We start from the raw sequence: 17808 nt of genomic DNA, 5'->3' as shown, positions 1-17808 counted from the left end.
GAATTGCCACGATTAATCTGTTTCTGACTGCCATCCTCAGTTTCGCGATCAATCTGGTAGGCGCGAAAGAGACCGATCAATTGTCAAACCATATGGCGGAGACATCATGAGAGAGACCGGCATTCACAACACGGCCGCTTCCATTGCCACTTCAGGACTGAAGGAAATCTCCGCAGTCTTTTACAACCTTGGGGCCGCCCGGCTTTATGAGGAAACCGTTCGCCGGGGCGAAGCCGAACTGTCGGCGCAGGGTGCGCTTGTCGCACGCACCGGACAACACACGGGCCGTTCGCCGAAAGACAAGTTCGTCGTGCGCGATGCCGACACGGAAGATCATGTCTGGTGGGACAACAACAAGCCGATGAGCCGCGAGGCCTTCGAGCTGCTCTATGCCGATTTCATCGACCATGCGAAGGGCAAGGAGCTTTTCGTTCAGGACCTGATCGGCGGCGCTGATGCCGACAACAAGATCAATGCTCGCGTCATCACCGAATATGCCTGGCATTCGCTGTTCATTCGCAATCTTCTGATCCGTCCGGAACAGGAAGCGCTCGCTTCCTACGTGCCGGAAATGACGATTATCGACCTGCCATCCTTCAAGGCGGATCCGGAACGCTATGGCGTGCGCACCGAAACGGTGATTGCGGTCGACCTGACCCGCAAGATCGTGCTGATCGGCGGCACCTCCTATGCCGGTGAAATGAAGAAGTCGGTTTTCACCGCACTCAACTACATCCTGCCTGCGAAGGGTGTGATGCCGATGCACTGCTCGGCCAATGAAGGCCCGAACGGCGACACCGCCGTCTTCTTCGGCCTGTCCGGCACCGGCAAGACCACGCTTTCGGCAGATCCGACCCGTACGCTGATCGGCGACGACGAGCATGGCTGGGGCGAGCATGGCATCTTCAACTTCGAAGGCGGCTGCTATGCCAAGACCATTCGTCTGTCCGCCGAAGCGGAGCCGGAAATCTACGCGACGACGCAGCGTTTCGGCACGGTGCTGGAAAATGTCGTTCTCGATGAGAACCGCCAGCCGGATTTCGACGACGGCTCGCTGACGGAAAACACCCGCTGCGCCTATCCGCTCGATTTCATCCCGAATGCATCGAAGTCGGGTAAGGGCGGCCAGCCGAAGAACATCATCATGCTCACTGCCGATGCCTTCGGCGTAATGCCTCCGATTGCCAAGCTGACGCCAGCACAGGCCATGTACCACTTCCTGTCCGGCTACACGGCCAAGGTCGCCGGTACCGAAAAGGGCGTGACCGAACCGGAAGCGACCTTCTCGACCTGCTTCGGCGCACCGTTCATGCCGCGCCATCCGTCGGAATACGGTAACCTGCTGCGCAAGCTGATCGCCGAGCACAAGGTCGATTGCTGGCTGGTCAATACCGGCTGGACGGGTGGTGCTTACGGCGTTGGCAAGCGTATGCCGATCAAGGCAACCCGCGCTCTGCTCGCCGCCGCGCTTGACGGTTCGCTGAACGATGCCGAATTCCGCATCGATCCGAATTTCGGCTTCGCGGTTCCGGTCGACGTACCGGGTGTGGACACGTCCATTCTCGATCCGCGCTCGACCTGGGCCGACAAGGCTGCCTATGACGCGCAGGCCAGGAAGCTTGTCGACATGTTCGTCACGAATTTCGAAAAATTCGAAAGCCATGTCGATCACGAGGTAAAGGACGCGGCCCCGGCGATCCGTATCGCTGCGGAATAGCTTTTTCTACGTATGTCTTTATCCAAAAACCGGTTCCCACTTTTTGGAGACATGCTTTTACCATCCTGAGGAGGAGGGAGAGCCCGGCTGAAAGGCCGGGTTTTTCTTTTGTATAAGGGATACAAAGCGGTATATCTCCTCGTCATGGAAGAGAACCGGAACATCATCCGCATTACCAATCGCCTGACGATCCGTGAAGACGATCTGGAGGAGAGCTTCATTCGTGCCTCCGGGCCGGGCGGTCAGAACGTCAACAAGGTTTCGACTGCCGTACAGCTGCGCTTTCATGCCGTGAGAGCAGTCCTGCCGGAAGATATCCTGTCACGGCTCTTCAAGCTTGCCGGACAGAAAGGTACCAAGGACGGCGATATTCTGATCGAGGCCAATCGTTTCCGCACCCAGGAGCGCAACCGCGAGGACGCGCGCGAACGGCTGATCGCGCTTATTGCCAAAGCTGCCGAACCACCACCGCCGCCACGCAAGAAGACCAGGCCCACAAAAGGCTCCGTCGAACGCCGCCTCAAGGCCAAGTCCGGACGATCCGACATCAAGAAGGGCCGCGGCAAGGTTTCTTACGACTGATCCCAAAAGACTCCACACAGGGAAACGCGAGACCATGAAATCCCATGAAATCGAGACCAGCCACGGTCGCATTGCCATCCGTGAAAGCAGGGGTAACGGAACGCCCTTGCTGATGATCCATGGCAACTCCAGCGCAGGCGCCATCTTTGCGCCCCAGCTTGAGGGCGAAATCGGTAGAAACTGGGGGGTGATCGCGCCAGATTTGCCGGGGCATGGCCAGTCCGGCGACGCCCTTGATCCGGATCGCAGCTATTCCATGGAAGGCTATGCCGACGCGATGACGGAAGTGCTGGCGAAGCTCGGCATTTCGGATACAGTCGTTTTCGGCTGGTCGCTTGGCGGCCATATCGGCATCGAGATGATTTCACGCTTTCCCGGCATGCGCGGCCTGATGATTACCGGCACGCCGCCTGTAGCGCGTGAGGAAGTTGGGCAAGGATTCAAGAGCGGTCCGGATATGGCACTTGCCGGGCAGGAAGTCTTTTCCGACCGCAATGTCGAATCCTATGCGCGTAGTACCTGCGGCGAACCGTTCGAAGACCAGTTGCTTGAGATTGTCGCCCGCACGGATGGGCGCGCGCGGCGCATCATGTTCGAAAAATTTGCAGCCGGAACCGGCGGCAACCAGCGCGATATTGTTGCCGAAGCAAGGCTCCCGATTGCAGTCGTCAACGGTCGCGACGAGCCGTTTGTTGAACTTGATTTCGTCTCGAAAGTCCGTTTCGGCAATCTCTGGGAAGGTAAAACCCATGTCATCGACGGGGCAGGGCATGCGCCCTTCCGCGAGACACCAGCTGTTTTCGATGATTATCTGCAGCGCTTCATGCGCGACTGCACGGCCTGACCTACTGCAATCACCAAAAGACAAAAAGGGCCGGATAACCGGCCCTTTTTCATATCTAAGTACTTGTTTCGTCGTATTATCCTATGCAAAACCGCTTCGCACTTTTGCTGGAAATGCTCTAGATTTTTCTCAGCGCCACTTCCTCGATCAGGTGATCGCTGCCCTTGCGCAGGATCAGATCGGCGCGCGGGCGCGTCGGCAGGATATTATCCTTGAGATTCTTCAGGTTGATATTGTTCCACAGTCCTTCGCCAATCGAACGCGCCGCATCTTCCGAAAGCTGCGAATAGCGATGGAAGAAGGATTCCGGATTGACGAAAGCAGTCTCCCGCAGCCGCATGAAGCGGTCGATATACCATTTGTGGATCAGCTGCGATTCCGCATCGATATAGATCGAGAAGTCGAAGAAATCGGAGACGAAGGGCACCATCTTGCCGTCTTCCGGCAGATCGCGCACCTGCAGCACATTGATGCCTTCAAAGATCAGAATATCCGGCTTGTCGACGATCTGATATTCGCCCGGCAATACGTCGTAGCTCAGATGCGAATAGAGCGGCGCACGCACCTGGCTCATGCCTGCCTTGATCGCTGACAGAAAGCGCAAGACCGCACCGACATCGTAGCTTTCGGGAAAACCCTTGCGCTCCATCATGTTCTGCTCGCGCAGGACCGCATTGGGGTATAGAAAACCGTCGGTCGTCACCAGATCGACCTTCGGGCTCGACGGCCAGCGTGCAAGAAGCTCTTTCAGGATACGCGCAGTCGTGGATTTCCCAACCGCAACAGAGCCTGCAATGCCGATGATGAAAGGCGTCTTGAACGACTCTTCCATATTGAGGAACTGCTTGCGCTGCTCAAACAGAAGCTGGCTTGCCTCCACATGCGCCGACAGCAATCGCGACAGCGACAAATAGATGCGCCGCACCTCATCGAGATCGATAGGATCGCCCAGCGAGCGCAGTCGCTTGACCTCATCATACGTCAAAGTGAGCGGCGTGTCGGCGCGAAATCCCGCCCATTCCTCAGCCGAAAAGAAACGGTAAGGCGAGTAACGCGACGGCGTTAGCTGGTCCACTTTTTCCCACATATTGTCGCTGCTCTCCCTCAACGCCAATTCTGCACTAGCAGCTTTCAATTCGCTTTGCATTTATGCTTTCGGACGACCGGCCTTTTCCTCAAGGCCAGTCTGCGCCGTGCGACGCTGCAATTCTGCAAGAACCTCATTGAGCGGCACATCCGCAATCTTGAGAACCACCAGCAGATGATAAAGTAAATCAGCGCTTTCGGTGACCACGTCCGCGCGGTTGCCCTCAACGGCGGCAATGACCGTTTCCACGGCTTCTTCACCGAGCTTTTTCGCGGCCCGTGTCTGTCCCTTGGCAACAAGGCTTGCAGTATAAGACGAGCCGTCCATCATGCCGGCACGCTCCGCGACGATGCGTTCAAGGTCGGAAAGTGTGAACTCAGTCATCGGATTTCCTTAAATCTTACTCTTTAACGGACCGGATCGAGCCGCATCGGGATGCCAGCCTCGGCCATATAGCGCTTGGCTTCGCCAATCGTATAGGTGCCGAAGTGGAAGATGGATGCTGCGAGAACTGCCGTCGCGTGACCGTCACGAATGCCCGCAACCATGTGATCCAGATTGCCGACACCACCCGAAGCGATTACCGGAACGCGCACGCTGTCAGCCACGGCTCGCGTCAGTGCCACATCGTAACCAGCCTTGGTTCCGTCGCGATCCATCGAGGTCAGCAGGATTTCACCAGCGCCGAGGCTTACCACCTTCTGCGCAAACTCCACCGCGTCGATGCCGGTTGTCTGGCGGCCACCATGGGTGAAGATTTCCCAACGGTCGGCTTCGCCTTCGTCCGAAACCTTCTTGGCGTCGATGGCAACCACGATGCACTGGTCACCGAATTTGTCAGCAGCTTCGGCGACAAATTCCGGGTTCTTCACCGCAGCCGTGTTGATCGAAACCTTGTCGGCACCGGCCAGCAGCAACTTGCGAATGTCGGCGACCTGACGCACGCCACCGCCGACAGTCAGCGGCATGAAGCACTGTTCTGCCGTCCGGGCCACCACATCGAAAATTGTCTCGCGATTGTCCGAAGACGCCGTGATGTCGAGGAAGCACAGTTCGTCTGCGCCCGCCGCATCATAGGCGCGGGCAGCTTCCACCGGATCACCCGCATCGATCAGATCGACGAAGTTCACGCCTTTGACGACGCGGCCATCCTTCACATCGAGGCAGGGTATCACTCTCGCTTTCAAAGTCATGCTGCGGCCCTCAACAGGGATAATGCTTCTGCCGGATCGATGCGGCCATCGTAAAGCGCGCGACCGGAAATCGCGCCTTCCAGCTTGTGGGCATCAGGAGCGGCAAGACGTTTGATGTCATCCATCGAGGCGAGGCCGCCCGATGCGATCACCGGGATGGAAACGCTATCTGCCAGGCCGAGCGTCGAATCCCAGTTGATGCCAGCCAGAACGCCGTCGCGGTCGATGTCGGTATAGATGATGGCGGCAACGCCTGCGCCTTCAAACTTTTTCGCGAGTTCGATCACGCCCAGTTCAGACGCTTCTGCCCAGCCTTCAACGGCGACATAGCCGCCCTTGGCATCGATGCCGACAGCAACCTGACCCGGAAATGCCTTGCAGGCCTCTATCACCAATGCCGGATCGCGCACGGCGACCGTACCAAGAATGACGCGGCGCAATCCCTTGGAAAGCCAGTTCTCGATATGCTGGAGCGTGCGGATACCGCCCCCGAGCTGCACCGGATTTTTCGTGGCTTTGAGGATCGCTTCCACAGCCTTGCCGTTGACGCTTTCGCCAGCAAAGGCACCGTTGAGATCAACCACATGCAGCCATTCAAAGCCCTGATCCTCAAAGGCTTTGGCCTGTGCAGCCGGGTCTTCATTATAGACGGTGGCCTGATCCATGTCGCCGAGCTTCAGGCGCACGCATTGACCGTCTTTCAAATCGATAGCGGGAAAAAGGATCATAATGTCAGGGCTTCCATTTCAGGAAATTGGCAATGAGCGAAAGGCCGAGCAGCTGGCTCTTTTCAGGATGGAACTGGGTTCCCACCATATTGTCGCGGCCAACCGTCGCAGTGACATCGCCGCCATATTCAGTAACGGCCAGCACGTCAGCCTTGTTCTTCGCATCGAACATATAGGAATGCACGAAATAGGCGTGCAAGCCGTTCTCGCCGGTCTCGATACCTTCGAAGACCGGGTGAGAATGTTTCACGTGAATCCTGTTCCAGCCGATCTGCGGAATTTTCAGCGAAGGATCGGACGGTGTCATTTCACGCACATCGCCCGCAATCCAGCCAAGGCCCTCGGTCACTTCCTTTTCAAGGCCGCGCTCCGACATGAGCTGCATGCCGACACAAATGCCAAGGAAGGGGTGTGCCTTTTTCAGAACGACATCTTCCAGCGCTTCCACCATGCCCGGAACGGCATGGAGGCCGCGACGGCAATCGGCGTAGGCGCCAACGCCCGGAAGCACGATACGGTCAGCCGTCGCCACGCGATCGGCATCCGCCGTCAGTTCTATTTCTGCCGCGATACCGCTCTCGTGCGCCGCGCGCTCAAAAGCCTTGGTGGCCGAGCGCAAATTGCCGGAGCCGTAATCGATGATTGCAACACGCATTTTCAGTTTTCTCCGCGATGGCCGACAAACCCGATCGTCGAGCCAAATGAGGAATAGGTGGGACGAGGGGGCTGCTGCGCCCATTCCGGAGCAGGCTTGTCCGCAAGAGAGGTTGCTGGCCGGGCCGCATCTTCGAGGCTGTAGAAATAGCGGATCTCTGCTTCTTCCAGATCGGAGGCATCAATGACCGCTTTTTCGACAAAACCCTGACGCCTGAGCTTGGCGATCTTCCAGTTGACACCTTCCAGCGCCACAAACAGCGATACCAGCAGGGTCAGAAGCGGAACCGCATCGGCGATGCCAAAGTAAGCTCCGACAAGTCCGAGCAGGATTGTGATGCCCAGAACAGCAAAAGCTTCAAACCACAGACGCTGGATCAGAAGCCAGACGAAGGGCAAGACCAGCGCCAGTACATGGAATCCGTCGCGCACGAAGACGGCCTTTTCAGCGCTTTTTTCAGTCGCAATTTCGGACGGAAAACCGGTGTCCACTTTTCCTGAAATTGCTTTACTATCCCTCGGTTCCAGAACGACATATTGCGCCATGACCTGTCCTTCCGTTCGGGACCTATCCCTTTAACGAACCCTTGGTGGAGGGAATTGCATCCTTCTGGCGCGGATCGGTTTCGAGCGCCGTGCGCAGAACCCTGGCCACCGCCTTGAAGATCGATTCCGCAATATGGTGGTTGTTGGCACCATAATGATTGTTGATGTGGAGTGTGATGCCTGCATTCATCGCGAAAGCCTGGAAGAATTCGCGCACCAGCTCGGTATCGAACGTGCCGATCTTGGATGTCGTGAAATTGACGTTCCAGACCAGAAAGGCGCGCCCGGATACATCGACGGCAGCGCCGGTCAGCGTATCGTCCATGGCCAGGTCCATCGAGGCATAGCGCACGATACCGCGGCGCTCGCCCAATGCTTTGGCAATGGCCTGACCGAGCGCAATGCCGGTGTCCTCGACCGTGTGGTGATCGTCAATATGCAGGTCGCCCTTGGCCATGACACGCATATCGATGAGCGAATGTCGGGAAAGCTGCTCCAGCATGTGATCGAAGAAGCCGACACCGGTGGTAATGTCGAACTTGCCAACGCCGTCCAGATCGACGGAAACGGCAATGCTCGTTTCCTTGGTCGAGCGCTCGATGCTTGCCTTGCGGGTGCTTTCTGCAGTCATAAGCTTTCCTCATTCAATAGCTTGGAGGCGTTCTAGAACAGCTTGCCCAGTTTGCCAATTCCTTTTGCCGGTTTGGCAAGCTGCAATTCGGCATTTGCAATTCGTCCGTACGTTCTTAAATATTCTCATCGAAGCACGATTCATCCGCCAATGGCTGACGGAGCCTGTTTCTCCAATAGATGAAGGGGCACCTGCAATTGCCTTCCGGGATTGCATGTGCCGCCAAAGGAGCATCCATGATCGAACATCATCCCACGACAATTTACGGCACGACCATCGTCACCGTGCGCAAGGGTAACAAGGTCGTTATCGCCGGCGACGGACAGGTTTCGCTCGGCAATACCGTCATGAAGGGCAATGCGCGAAAAGTTCGCCGCATCGGCAAGGGCAATGTGATTGCCGGTTTTGCCGGAGCCACCGCAGACGCCTTCACCTTGCTGGAACGCCTCGAAGCGAAGCTGGAGCAATATCCCGACCAGCTCATGCGCGCTTCGGTCGAACTCGCCAAGGACTGGCGCACCGACCGCTATCTGCGCAAGCTGGAAGCCATGATGCTGGTTGCCGACAGCAAGGTAACGCTGGCGCTGACCGGTACCGGCGACGTGCTTGAACCCGAACATGGTGTCATGGCCATCGGTTCGGGCGGCAATTATGCGCTGGCCGCTGCCCGCGCATTGGTCGATACGGACAAATCAGCCGAAGAAATCGCACGCAAAGCGATGGATATCGCCGCCGATATCTGCATTTACACCAACCACAATATCATCGTGGAAAGCCTGGACGCAGAATGAGTTCGCTCGCGCAGGCCTCAAAACCGAGTGCGCAACGCTGGGGCCTGGGCGCCCTGATCGTTCTCGCCATACTCGCAGTGCAAGCCTCCTGGCTTTACTTCGACGGGCGGATCGCCATGTGCGAATGCGGGACCATAAAATTATGGTCGGGTTCGCTGATGACCGAAAATTCGCAGCATATATCCGACTGGTATACGCTGTCGCATATCATCCATGGCTTTCTGTTCTACTGGCTGTTCACGGTCATCGCACCCAAAGCCCCGCTCGGCTTGAGACTTGCAGCTGCGGTCGGCATCGAAGCCGTATGGGAACTGGTCGAGAATTCGAACTTCATCATCGAACGCTATCGCGCCAATACGTCCTCGGTGGACTATTTCGGCGACAGCATCGTGAATTCGGTTGCCGACACGGTTGCCGCCCTGATCGGCTTTCTGATCGCAGCCAAACTGCCAACGAAAATAACCGTCGCCATCGCGCTGTCCTTTGAAGTTCTGGCGCTGATCGTCATTCGCGACAATCTTACGCTCAACGTGATCATGCTGCTGCATCCGTTCGAGTTCATCAAGCAGTGGCAAAGTGGGTTATAATTATGAGTAATTTCTCTCCCCGTGAAATCGTCTCCGAACTCGACCGCTTCATCATCGGCCAGAACGACGCCAAGCGCGCGGTCGCTATCGCCCTTCGCAATCGCTGGCGCCGCCAGCAGCTCGAAGGCCAGATGCGCGAAGAGGTGATGCCGAAAAACATCCTGATGATCGGACCGACCGGCGTCGGCAAGACAGAAATTTCCCGCCGCCTCGCAAAGCTGGCCGGTGCACCTTTCGTCAAGGTGGAAGCAACCAAGTTCACCGAAGTCGGCTATGTCGGCCGTGACGTCGAGCAGATCGTCCGCGATCTCGTCGAAGTTGCCATCACGCTCGTCCGTGAAAAGCGTCGCGACGATGTGAAGGCAAAGGCGCATCTCAATGCGGAAGAACGCGTGCTGGATGCACTGGTCGGCAAGACCGCCAGCCCCGCCACGCGTGACAGTTTCCGCAAGAAGCTGCGCAATGGCGAAATGGACGACAAGGAAATCGAAATCGAGGTCGCCGATACCGGCTCCGGCCCAAGCTTTGAAATTCCGGGCATGCCGGGCGCCAATATCGGTGTCATGAACCTGTCCGACATGCTGGGCAAGGCCATGGGCGGGCGCACCAAGACGCGCAAGACCACGGTGAAGGATTCCTATCCGATCCTGATCAACGATGAATCCGACAAGCTTCTGGATCAGGACCAGATCGTTCAGGAAGCGCTTCGCGTCACCGAAGACGAAGGCATTGTGTTCATCGATGAGATCGACAAGATCGCATCGCGGGAAGGTGGTATGGGTGCCGGTGTGTCGCGCGAAGGCGTGCAGCGCGATCTGCTGCCGCTGGTCGAAGGCACGACCGTTGCGACCAAATACGGGCCGGTGAAGACCGACCACGTGTTGTTCATCGCATCCGGTGCGTTTCACGTATCCAAGCCGTCCGATCTTCTGCCGGAACTGCAGGGCCGTCTGCCGATCCGTGTCGAGCTTAATGCGCTGACACGCGAAGATTTCCGCCGCATCCTGACGGAGACCGAGGCAAGCCTGATCAAGCAGTACATCGCATTGATGGAAACGGAAGAGGTGAAGCTGGAGATCACCGACGATGCCATCGACGCTCTGGCCGATATCGCTGTCGATCTCAATGCGACGGTTGAAAACATCGGTGCGCGCCGGTTGCAGACGGTGATGGAACGTGTTCTTGATGAGATTTCATACACCGCGCCTGACAAGACAGGCGCAACTTTCGTCATCGACGCGGCCTATGTAAAGGACAAGATCGGCAGCCTTGCCAAGAACACCGATCTGTCGCGCTTCATCTTGTAAAAGTGGCCATAAAGCCACGGCGCGAGTTCACTTTCGCAAATACTGCAAAAACCCCTCGACTTGCATCGGGGGGTTTTTTATTTTCCCCGCAACTTTTACCGAATATTCACCATATCAGGACCGTTTCCACACAATGATCAGAACAATGGGCGCAAAGCCGCGACGCATTTTTGTTGGATTTGTCCTGGCCCTCAGCCTTGCCAGCCAGAGCGCCTATGCAGCGACGGTCGTGCCTCCGGGTAATCGCAGTGCAGAACAGCCGCCAATTCCCGGCGCATCCGCCAAGCGCACGCGTGAGCTGAGCACGACGTACGAGAAGAAGTATCAGAAGATCTACAATCTCCTGAAAAAGGATGCCTCGCTGCGTTCCAAGATCCGCTCAACGGCAGCCGCCTATGGCATTGATCCAATTCACATTGTCGGCGCGATTGTGGGCGAGCACACCTATAATGTCGACGTCTATGACCGGCTGCAGACCTATTACGTCAAGGCCATGTCCTATGTGAACCAGGGCGTGAGCTTCGGCTACAATGGTGAAAGCATCGGCCAGTTCATCAAGCGGCCGGAATTTGCCGACTGCCTGAAACATAAGGATAGCTATTCGCTATGGTCCTGCCGCGAGAATGTCTGGAATAAGAACTTCCGCGGCAAATCTGTCGGTGGCAACGCCTATCCCAACAATCGTTTCAGCGCGGTCTTCTTCCAGCCCTTCTATGCCGGGCAGACATTCGGCCTCGGTCAGATCAATCCGCTGACGGCATTGCAGATGTCCGACATGGTGAACCGTGTTTCCGGTCTGCCCAAGCTCAACGCAGAAGACGGCAATGTCGTCTACAAGACGATCATGGACCCCGATCTGACGCTGCCCTACATTGCGGCGACGCTGAAACAGTCGATCAACTCCTACCGCCAAATCGCCGACTTCGACATTTCGAAGAATCCCGGCCTGACCGCCACGCTCTATAATACGGGCGGCGCCGAAGCACGCGCACGAGCGCTTGCCAACGAAAACGCCAAGCGAAAGGCGGACGGTCAGGAACCTTTGCTACCGCAGGAAAACTACTATGGATGGCTGGTCAATTCGAAGCTTGATGAGCTGAAAGCGCTTTTCTAGTGGGTTTTTCGAATTTGACGTTTGAAACGGGATTCATATCGGACGGGTATCAAACGTCAAATTCAATCCACTAGAGCGCCGATCTGATTGGATCAGACCGGCGCTCTGATCATTTGTTTCTACGCGCATCTTTTCCGATCGAAGCAGGATCAGAAATCAGTCCAGTGGACTGATTTCCCTGCGTAGGCGTTTCACACTTTTCGGGATGCGCTTTAATCAACTTGAACAGGCTTGATACCGCGGCGGCGCTTTCGCGCCGCTTCTATTTCCTCACTCAGATGCCTGATCGTCTCGCGGTCGATGATGCGGATATTGCGCGCCAGAAGATTGGCGAGTTCTGTTGCCTGCGGCGAGAGGCCCGACGTATCGATCACCACGCGCGGATGCGACACCGCGGCGAGGTTCTGCAACTCTTCCGCTTCGTCCCAGATGATATTGAAATAGGTGATGATGCGCTGAAGCAGGTCCCAGGTCGGCTGGCCGCGCCGGCCATGTTCCAGCGCCGACAGATAGGCCGGTGAAACGCGAAGCGCTGCCGCCATATCCTTCTGCGTCACACCGCGTTCTTCCCGCAACTCGCGCAAGCGTATTCCAAATGGCGTCATCGCAGTCTGCTCCCCCCGGGCAATACGGTTTGCTGTGCCATGGTTTGCGTCTGGCGGCGAAGCCTTACATAGAGAGCCCCATGCCCGCCATGATGACGCGCCGCATCCTCATAGGCACTCACCAGAAGCCGGAACAGCGGTGTGGAAAACCAGTGCGGCACCGCCTGTCGCAAAATCCCTTCGCTGCCGAATGAACGGCCTTTGCCGGTAATAACCATGACGTGACGCAGGCCACGTGCATGTGCGCTGACCAGAAATCCGTAGAGCAGGCCGTGCGCCTCTCCCTGCGTGAGACCGTGCAGATCGATGCGGGCTTCAATATCGACACGACCTTTGGCGATCTTTCGATGCGTCGGCTTGTCGAGTGATTGAATCTGCATTTCGCTGAGCGCCGACAAACCCTTCTTCGGTTTGCTCGCCTCCACCGCAGGCTGAACTTTCGGCTTCACAGCACGCTTTTCTTCTTCCGCCATCAGGGATTTGAAATCGGGAAGCTCGCCCTCACTCGCCTTTGGCTTTATCAGCGGCTTTGCGGTTTTCGCGACCGTCTCCCACAGGATGCGGTCTTCTGGCCGCAGATAGTCTTTTTCCGGCTTGTCGGTGTCGCGCGCCATCCCGTTCAAGCCTCCAGAAGCCTGCGCGGCACCAGCGCATAAAAGTCTGCATCGTCCCTCACGCCGCCCGCGATCTCGCCTGCCGTGTCGCCAGAGCCCGCAAACAGATCGCCGCGGGCAGGGCCGACAATGGCCGTTCCCGTATCCTGCGCGATCATCAGGCGTGCAAAGGGTTCGCCGTCAAAGACCGTGACATTGGGTGCGCTGACATGGATCGGCGTCCCGAATGTGTGAAGCAATTTATCGACAGCAAGCGAACGCCCGGCGGTCAGCGGAACTTTTGCAGCCGCAATAGGTCCGGCATCCGGGTCGTCCACAGAAGCTTCCCGGAAGAAAATGTAGGATCGGTTTTGCCAGATAAGATCGTCAGCCTTATCCGGATGCTCGGCCAGCCAGCGTCGGATCGACTGCATGGAAATTTCTGAAGCCGGAATTTCGCCATTGGCAACCAGAATGCGGCCGATGCCTGTAAACGGATGGCCGGATTTGGCTGCATATGTAATGCGCAGCAACCCGCCATCGCGCAGTTTCAGGCGCGCGGCACCTTGCACATGCGCGAAAAAGGCATCGACCCGGTCGGCAACGAAAGCGATTTCCAGCCCACGCCCGGAAAGACTTCCCCGTTCGATTGTCTGTCGATCGTCATATTCGGCAAGGCCGTTCTCGCTCCGGCGCGCAAAGGCAAAGGATGGATCAAGGCCGATTGGACGGCTTTCATCTGTCACTTTCACGAGGTCATCGGGCTGGCGCAGAAAGGGCACATTGAACCGGGTGTCGGCCTCAAGGGAGGCTTCGATCTCCGGTTCATAGAATGCAGTCACAAAGCCTGTTCCCTGATCGGGAACAATCCGGCAGGGGACGAAATTCTGTTCGAAGAAAGCACGCGCTTCTTCCACACCCGGATTGTCGAGACTGCGCGCAGCGACAAAGATCGGCTCCAGCGCTTCGAAACGGATGCCGAGACTGCCGCTTTTGTATGTCTGGTGTGCTGCATAATCGGCGGAACGGCGAAACGCAGCGAACGCTTCAGACTGATCGTCCCGGTTCCAGCCCGGACAATCGGAAAAAGCCACCGGGCGCAAAATCCTCGCCAAGTCGTTCATCGCCGCATCCGTCTAGCTATGCACAAATAAAAAGGCCGCCGAGGTGGATCAGCGGCCCGATTCACACGTTTTCTCTTAATCTTCCGCTTCGGTCGCGACAAGCTTCCAATTTGGATCACGCGATCGTGTGTCGCGGGCAAAGGTCCAGAGATCCTTGATCTCGAGCACGTTTTCCGGATCGCCGTCGATCAGCTTGCCGTCCTTGTCAAAGGTGGATGAAATCATCTGGCTGACGATATTAACCGTTACGTGCGCTTCCGACCCCTTCATCTCAGCACCGGCGATTTCCGCCTTGTCGATCCCCACAAAGGACGAACGCACACTTTCGCCACGGGTTTCGCGGTCGTCGATAGCTGAAACAAAGCCCTCGAAGACATCCTTGGAAAGCAGATTTTTCAGAACCTTGCGATCGCCATCGGCAAAGGACATCACAATCATTTCATAGGCGATCTTCACGCCTTCCACGAAACCGGCCGGATCGAACGAAGGATCGGCAGCGTAAATCGCGCGCATGCCATCATTGACCGGCGTGCCGACCGGAGCGGCCTTGTCGATGGCGGTGAAATCTTTTTCGCCCGGACGACGTGGCAGAGAGACGACATTATCCGTCTCACCGCTTGCCGGTGCAGCATCGGCACTGCGGGCTGATGTGTAAGGATCGAAGGGCGGTTTTTCACTTCCGGTACGACGGCCAAGAACATTCCTCAGCTGGAGAAAGATGATCACCGCTGCGATGAAGAAGAATATCGTGCCAAAATCAAAAAATTCCATGCCGCCTGCCGCTGATTGAAGGATCAGGCATTTCGCCTTTCCTTATCCCTAGTTTGTATCTCATACATATAGATCGGCTTACGTCATCATTCAAATCCCGATCATGCATACCTATTTGATATTGCATGACAGACAGTTTCAATTTCGTTCCGAACCTGAAAAAGTTACAATTCAGGTTAAATTGAAACGCTGAAACCAAACAACAAAGGTCGTAACTTACGTGTCCTCCTCTCTCGCCCCTCTCGTCATGCTGGCGATGCCTTTCATCGAAATTGCCGGTTTCGTCATTATCGGCAGCAAGATCGGCGTTTTCGCGACTTTGGGCCTCGTTATTCTGAGCGCAATGCTGGGTTTCTTTCTGCTGCGCGTGCAGGGCATCGGGCTTTTGCAGCGTATCCGTACCGAAACGGCTGCCGGACGCGTGCCGGATCGCGAAATGGTGCATGGCGCCATGCTGGTTCTGGCGGCGATCCTGCTGATCGTGCCCGGCTTTGTCAGCAGCACCATCGGCATTCTGCTGTTCATTCCGTTCATCCGTGATTTCATGTGGGAAAAATTCATGCGCGGCCGCATGGTCGATGCGACATCCGCGCGCTATTCGGACGGCTACGGGCAACAGCGTCCCGGTTCAAATCCACGTCAGGACCATGTCATCGATCTCGATCCAGAGGATTATACCACCAGGCCGAATGAAAACTCGCCTTGGAAAGACGACCGTAAAGATCAATGAATACGCAAATACTAACCTAAAAAGCCTTTCTTGCCTCATGCCCGCGCACATGCTAGCCAAACATTCCGACCTTTCGGGGCAGTCTGCGTAGACTGCGCTGGAAGCGCAAAAATTTTAATCACCGATAGAAGGCATACCGATAATGAGCGATAAGGCCGCGGGCGAAGTAAAGAACGGCAATGGCGCGACGGCCGAGCCGTCCCTCAACATTCTGGCGCAGTATGTGAAGGACCTGTCCTTCGAAAGCCCGGGCGCGCCGCTGTCGCTGCGTCCGCGCGAGAAGGCACCGTCCATCAACATCAACGTGAACGTAAATGCCAATCCGCTTTCCGAAACGGATTTCGACGTTGTGCTGACGCTGGAAGCCAAGGCTGTTGACGGCAAGGACGTCCTTTTCAACACCGAGCTCGTCTATGGCGGCGTGTTCCGCATTCAGGGCATCCCGCAGGAGCACATGCTTCCGCTTCTGTTCATCGAATGCCCGCGTCTTCTGTTCCCGTTCGCTCGCCAGATCATTGCCGACGCAACGCGCAACGGTGGCTACCCGCCGCTGATGATCGACCCGATCGATTTCGCGCAGATGTTCCAGCAGCGGATGGCCGAAGAACAGGCCAAGTCCGCTGTAAAGAGCTGATCATTTCAGACGATAGCGCGGTTCCAGTTAAAGCAGAGTCGTGGAACCGCTTTATCTCTTTGTTTTTACGCATTATCCGACGCAAAACCGCTTCGCACTTTTGCTGGAAATGCTCTAATTGCAAAAAAAGCCCGGTTTTGGCCGGGCTTTTTTCATATCCGCTTCTGAGACTTACTCAGTACTTTTTCCAGATGGCTTTTTCGCCCAGCTTGTCCACAAGTGCGGCGTGAGCAGCGCGCTCCGCATCGGAAATGCGTGGGGCAAGCGGCCTCGGGCGCGCGGCAAGAACGATGGCAGCGCCGCTCTCTCCGGCATTGTTGCCGCTGACAGCGCCGCCCATGTTGAGCCCAAGCGCTGTCTGCTTGCCGCCGATCAGTTCGATATAGACTTCGGCCAAAATCTCGGAATCGAGCAATGCCCCGTGCAGGGTACGGTGTCCATTCTCGATGCCGTAGCGCTTGCACAAGGCGTCGAGTGAGTTCGGACCCATCGGATGCTTGCGGCGGGCAAGCGCCAATGTATCGATGATGCGCTCCGACTGGATTTCAGCCTGTCCGAGCCTTGCCAGTTCAGCATTGATGAAGCCAAGGTCGAACATGGCATTGTGTGCCACCAGCTTGGCCCCGTCGAAAAATTCGAGAAACTCGTCCAGAACTTCCGCGAATGTCGGCTTGTCCAGCAATTGTTCATTGCTGATGCCGTGGACCGCGAGCGCTTCGGGATGAACCTGACGCCCCTGCGGGTTGATGTATTTATGGAAAGTGCGGCCTGTGGGAAACTTGTTGATCAGTTCCACGCCGCCGATTTCGATCACACGGTCCTCGAGCCTTTCCAGACCGGTGGTTTCCGTATCGAAAACGATTTCACGCATTGAAGAACCTCTCGAAAATATCCCGAACAGCTGTAACACAGCGCCCGCGATTATTCTGTCGCGACCGCCGGCTTTCCACTCAATTCCGCAACAATTTCGGTAATCTGACGGCGTAGATTGTCGAAACTCCCGCTCGTATCGATAATGAAATCGGCTCTCGCACGCTTCTCGGCATCCGGCGTCTGACGGGCGAGAATGGCATCGAGTTTTTCTTCCGTCATGCCCGGTCGCGCAAGCACGCGAATGCGCTGTATCTCGGCAGGGGCTGAGACAACCACGATCTTGTCCACACGCTTGTCGCCGCCGGTTTCGAAAAGCAGCGGAATATCGATCAGTGCCAGAGCGGCGCCAGCTTGCTCGGCAGTGCGGCGAAAGGCTTCTTCTTCCTCACGCACAAGCGGATGAACGATGGCTTCCAGTTTCTTCAGGGCTTCGGGCTTTCCGATGACGGCAGCGGAAAGTTTTTCCCGATTGACCGCACCGTTTTCCACAGTGCCCGGAAACGCAGCCTCGATCAGCGGGGCCGCGCGACCGGAATAGAGCTGGTGCACGGTGTCGTCGGCGCTATAGATCGGCACACCGGCTTCGGCGAACATGTTCGCCGCCGTTGTTTTCCCCATTCCGATGGAGCCAGTTAATCCGAGCACGATCATAGTATCTGTTCCAAAAGTCGCCATGCCTTGCTGCAAATGGCGTTTT

22 protein-coding genes are annotated in these 17808 nt (G+C 56.6%); 9 read left to right on the top strand and 13 right to left on the bottom strand.

The annotated features are described in order from the left end of the window. Positions 1–106: 106 nt before the first annotated feature. From OHI65_RS22240 to OHI65_RS22230, 3 genes are all read left to right on the top strand, one after another. A complete protein-coding gene (locus tag OHI65_RS22240; RefSeq protein WP_125300424.1) occupies positions 107–1717 on the top strand; it encodes a phosphoenolpyruvate carboxykinase in 1611 nt (536 codons plus the stop codon). A gap of 144 nt (positions 1718–1861) precedes the next feature. Then, on the top strand, positions 1862–2299 hold the full coding sequence (arfB, locus tag OHI65_RS22235; RefSeq protein ID WP_264358813.1) for an alternative ribosome rescue aminoacyl-tRNA hydrolase ArfB: 438 nt from the start codon (positions 1862–1864) through the stop codon (positions 2297–2299). Between the two features lie 34 nt (positions 2300–2333). Then, positions 2334–3143: an alpha/beta fold hydrolase gene (locus OHI65_RS22230; protein WP_264358812.1), complete on the top strand. Its 810-nt coding sequence runs from the start codon at positions 2334–2336 to the stop codon at positions 3141–3143. A 118-nt stretch (positions 3144–3261) separates the two neighbouring features. Here OHI65_RS22230 and coaA read toward each other — a convergent pair whose 3' ends face one another. The 7 genes from coaA to hisB are packed head-to-tail and all read right to left on the bottom strand — an operon-like array spanning position 3262 to position 7982. Continuing rightward, positions 3262–4230 carry a type I pantothenate kinase gene (coaA, locus tag OHI65_RS22225; protein ID WP_010657674.1) on the bottom strand — a complete coding sequence of 323 codons (969 nt, stop codon included), beginning with the start codon at positions 4228–4230 and terminating at the stop codon, positions 3262–3264. 60 nt (positions 4231–4290) lie between these two features. Continuing rightward, a complete protein-coding gene (locus OHI65_RS22220; RefSeq protein ID WP_125300423.1) occupies positions 4291–4614 on the bottom strand; it encodes a phosphoribosyl-ATP diphosphatase in 324 nt (107 codons plus the stop codon). Between the two features lie 23 nt (positions 4615–4637). After that, positions 4638–5423 carry an imidazole glycerol phosphate synthase subunit HisF gene (gene hisF, locus OHI65_RS22215; protein WP_125300422.1) on the bottom strand — a complete coding sequence of 262 codons (786 nt, stop codon included), beginning with the start codon at positions 5421–5423 and terminating at the stop codon, positions 4638–4640. Next, a complete protein-coding gene (hisA, locus tag OHI65_RS22210) occupies positions 5420–6151 on the bottom strand; it encodes a 1-(5-phosphoribosyl)-5-[(5-phosphoribosylamino)methylideneamino]imidazole-4-carboxamide isomerase (protein ID WP_094514521.1) in 732 nt (243 codons plus the stop codon). The genes hisF and hisA overlap by 4 nt, the downstream gene beginning before the upstream one ends. A gap of 4 nt (positions 6152–6155) precedes the next feature. Further along, positions 6156–6806, bottom strand: a complete 651-nt coding sequence (gene hisH / locus OHI65_RS22205) for an imidazole glycerol phosphate synthase subunit HisH (protein WP_125300421.1) — start codon at positions 6804–6806, stop codon at positions 6156–6158. Between the two features lie 2 nt (positions 6807–6808). Continuing rightward, complete coding sequence (locus OHI65_RS22200; protein ID WP_125300420.1) at positions 6809–7351, bottom strand: DUF2628 domain-containing protein; 543 nt, start codon at positions 7349–7351, stop codon at positions 6809–6811. 22 nt (positions 7352–7373) lie between these two features. Then, complete coding sequence (gene hisB, locus OHI65_RS22195) at positions 7374–7982, bottom strand: imidazoleglycerol-phosphate dehydratase HisB (RefSeq protein WP_012091061.1); 609 nt, start codon at positions 7980–7982, stop codon at positions 7374–7376. 236 nt (positions 7983–8218) lie between these two features. On the opposite strand from hisB, the gene hslV reads away from it, so the two are divergent. The 4 genes from hslV (at position 8219) to OHI65_RS22175 (ending at position 11781) form a co-directional block, all read left to right on the top strand. After that, positions 8219–8773 carry an ATP-dependent protease subunit HslV gene (gene hslV / locus OHI65_RS22190; RefSeq protein WP_010657667.1) on the top strand — a complete coding sequence of 185 codons (555 nt, stop codon included), beginning with the start codon at positions 8219–8221 and terminating at the stop codon, positions 8771–8773. Then, the gene (locus OHI65_RS22185) at positions 8770–9360 is read left to right on the top strand and encodes a DUF2585 domain-containing protein (RefSeq protein WP_125300419.1); all 591 of its coding nucleotides are present in this window, start codon (positions 8770–8772) and stop codon (positions 9358–9360) included. The genes hslV and OHI65_RS22185 overlap by 4 nt, the downstream gene beginning before the upstream one ends. Before the next feature lie 2 nt (positions 9361–9362). Continuing rightward, positions 9363–10667: an ATP-dependent protease ATPase subunit HslU gene (gene hslU / locus OHI65_RS22180; RefSeq protein WP_010657665.1), complete on the top strand. Its 1305-nt coding sequence runs from the start codon at positions 9363–9365 to the stop codon at positions 10665–10667. Positions 10668–10800: 133 nt separating this feature from the next. Further along, positions 10801–11781, top strand: a complete 981-nt coding sequence (locus OHI65_RS22175; RefSeq protein WP_373418735.1) for a DUF1402 family protein — start codon at positions 10801–10803, stop codon at positions 11779–11781. Between the two features lie 212 nt (positions 11782–11993). On the opposite strand, the gene OHI65_RS22170 is transcribed toward OHI65_RS22175, so the two are convergent. The 4 genes from OHI65_RS22170 to OHI65_RS22155 all read right to left on the bottom strand — a co-directional run bounded on the left by OHI65_RS22170 (position 11994) and on the right by OHI65_RS22155 (position 14874). Then, complete coding sequence (locus tag OHI65_RS22170; RefSeq protein ID WP_010657663.1) at positions 11994–12386, bottom strand: helix-turn-helix transcriptional regulator; 393 nt, start codon at positions 12384–12386, stop codon at positions 11994–11996. Continuing rightward, complete coding sequence (locus OHI65_RS22165; RefSeq protein WP_125300418.1) at positions 12383–13000, bottom strand: Smr/MutS family protein; 618 nt, start codon at positions 12998–13000, stop codon at positions 12383–12385. Before OHI65_RS22165 ends, OHI65_RS22170 begins: the two co-directional genes overlap by 4 nt. Positions 13001–13005: 5 nt before the next feature. Beyond that, a complete protein-coding gene (locus OHI65_RS22160; RefSeq protein WP_125300417.1) occupies positions 13006–14103 on the bottom strand; it encodes a murein transglycosylase A in 1098 nt (365 codons plus the stop codon). 75 nt (positions 14104–14178) lie between these two features. Next, positions 14179–14874: a Tim44/TimA family putative adaptor protein gene (locus tag OHI65_RS22155; RefSeq protein ID WP_010657660.1), complete on the bottom strand. Its 696-nt coding sequence runs from the start codon at positions 14872–14874 to the stop codon at positions 14179–14181. A gap of 220 nt (positions 14875–15094) precedes the next feature. On the opposite strand from OHI65_RS22155, the gene OHI65_RS22150 reads away from it, so the two are divergent. Both OHI65_RS22150 and secB read left to right on the top strand, forming a co-directional pair. Continuing rightward, complete coding sequence (locus tag OHI65_RS22150) at positions 15095–15604, top strand: FxsA family protein (RefSeq protein ID WP_125300416.1); 510 nt, start codon at positions 15095–15097, stop codon at positions 15602–15604. Between the two features lie 142 nt (positions 15605–15746). Continuing rightward, entirely contained in the window at positions 15747–16238 is a 492-nt protein-coding gene (gene secB / locus OHI65_RS22145; protein WP_010657658.1) for a protein-export chaperone SecB, read from the top strand. 175 nt (positions 16239–16413) lie between these two features. On the opposite strand, the gene dnaQ is transcribed toward secB, so the two are convergent. Both dnaQ and coaE read right to left on the bottom strand, forming a co-directional pair. Next, on the bottom strand, positions 16414–17109 hold the full coding sequence (dnaQ, locus tag OHI65_RS22140; protein WP_125300415.1) for a DNA polymerase III subunit epsilon: 696 nt from the start codon (positions 17107–17109) through the stop codon (positions 16414–16416). Positions 17110–17159: 50 nt separating this feature from the next. Beyond that, positions 17160–17762 (bottom strand): dephospho-CoA kinase, encoded by a 603-nt coding sequence (gene coaE, locus OHI65_RS22135; RefSeq protein WP_040130036.1) that lies wholly within the window; start codon positions 17760–17762, stop codon positions 17160–17162. Positions 17763–17808: the final 46 nt, after the last annotated feature.

This window comes from Brucella sp. MAB-22, from assembly GCF_025908475.1.
Taxonomy (GTDB): domain Bacteria; phylum Pseudomonadota; class Alphaproteobacteria; order Rhizobiales; family Rhizobiaceae; genus Brucella; species Brucella anthropi.
Note: the sequence above shows the minus strand (reverse complement) of the source record. Positions and strands in the feature narration are given on the sequence as shown.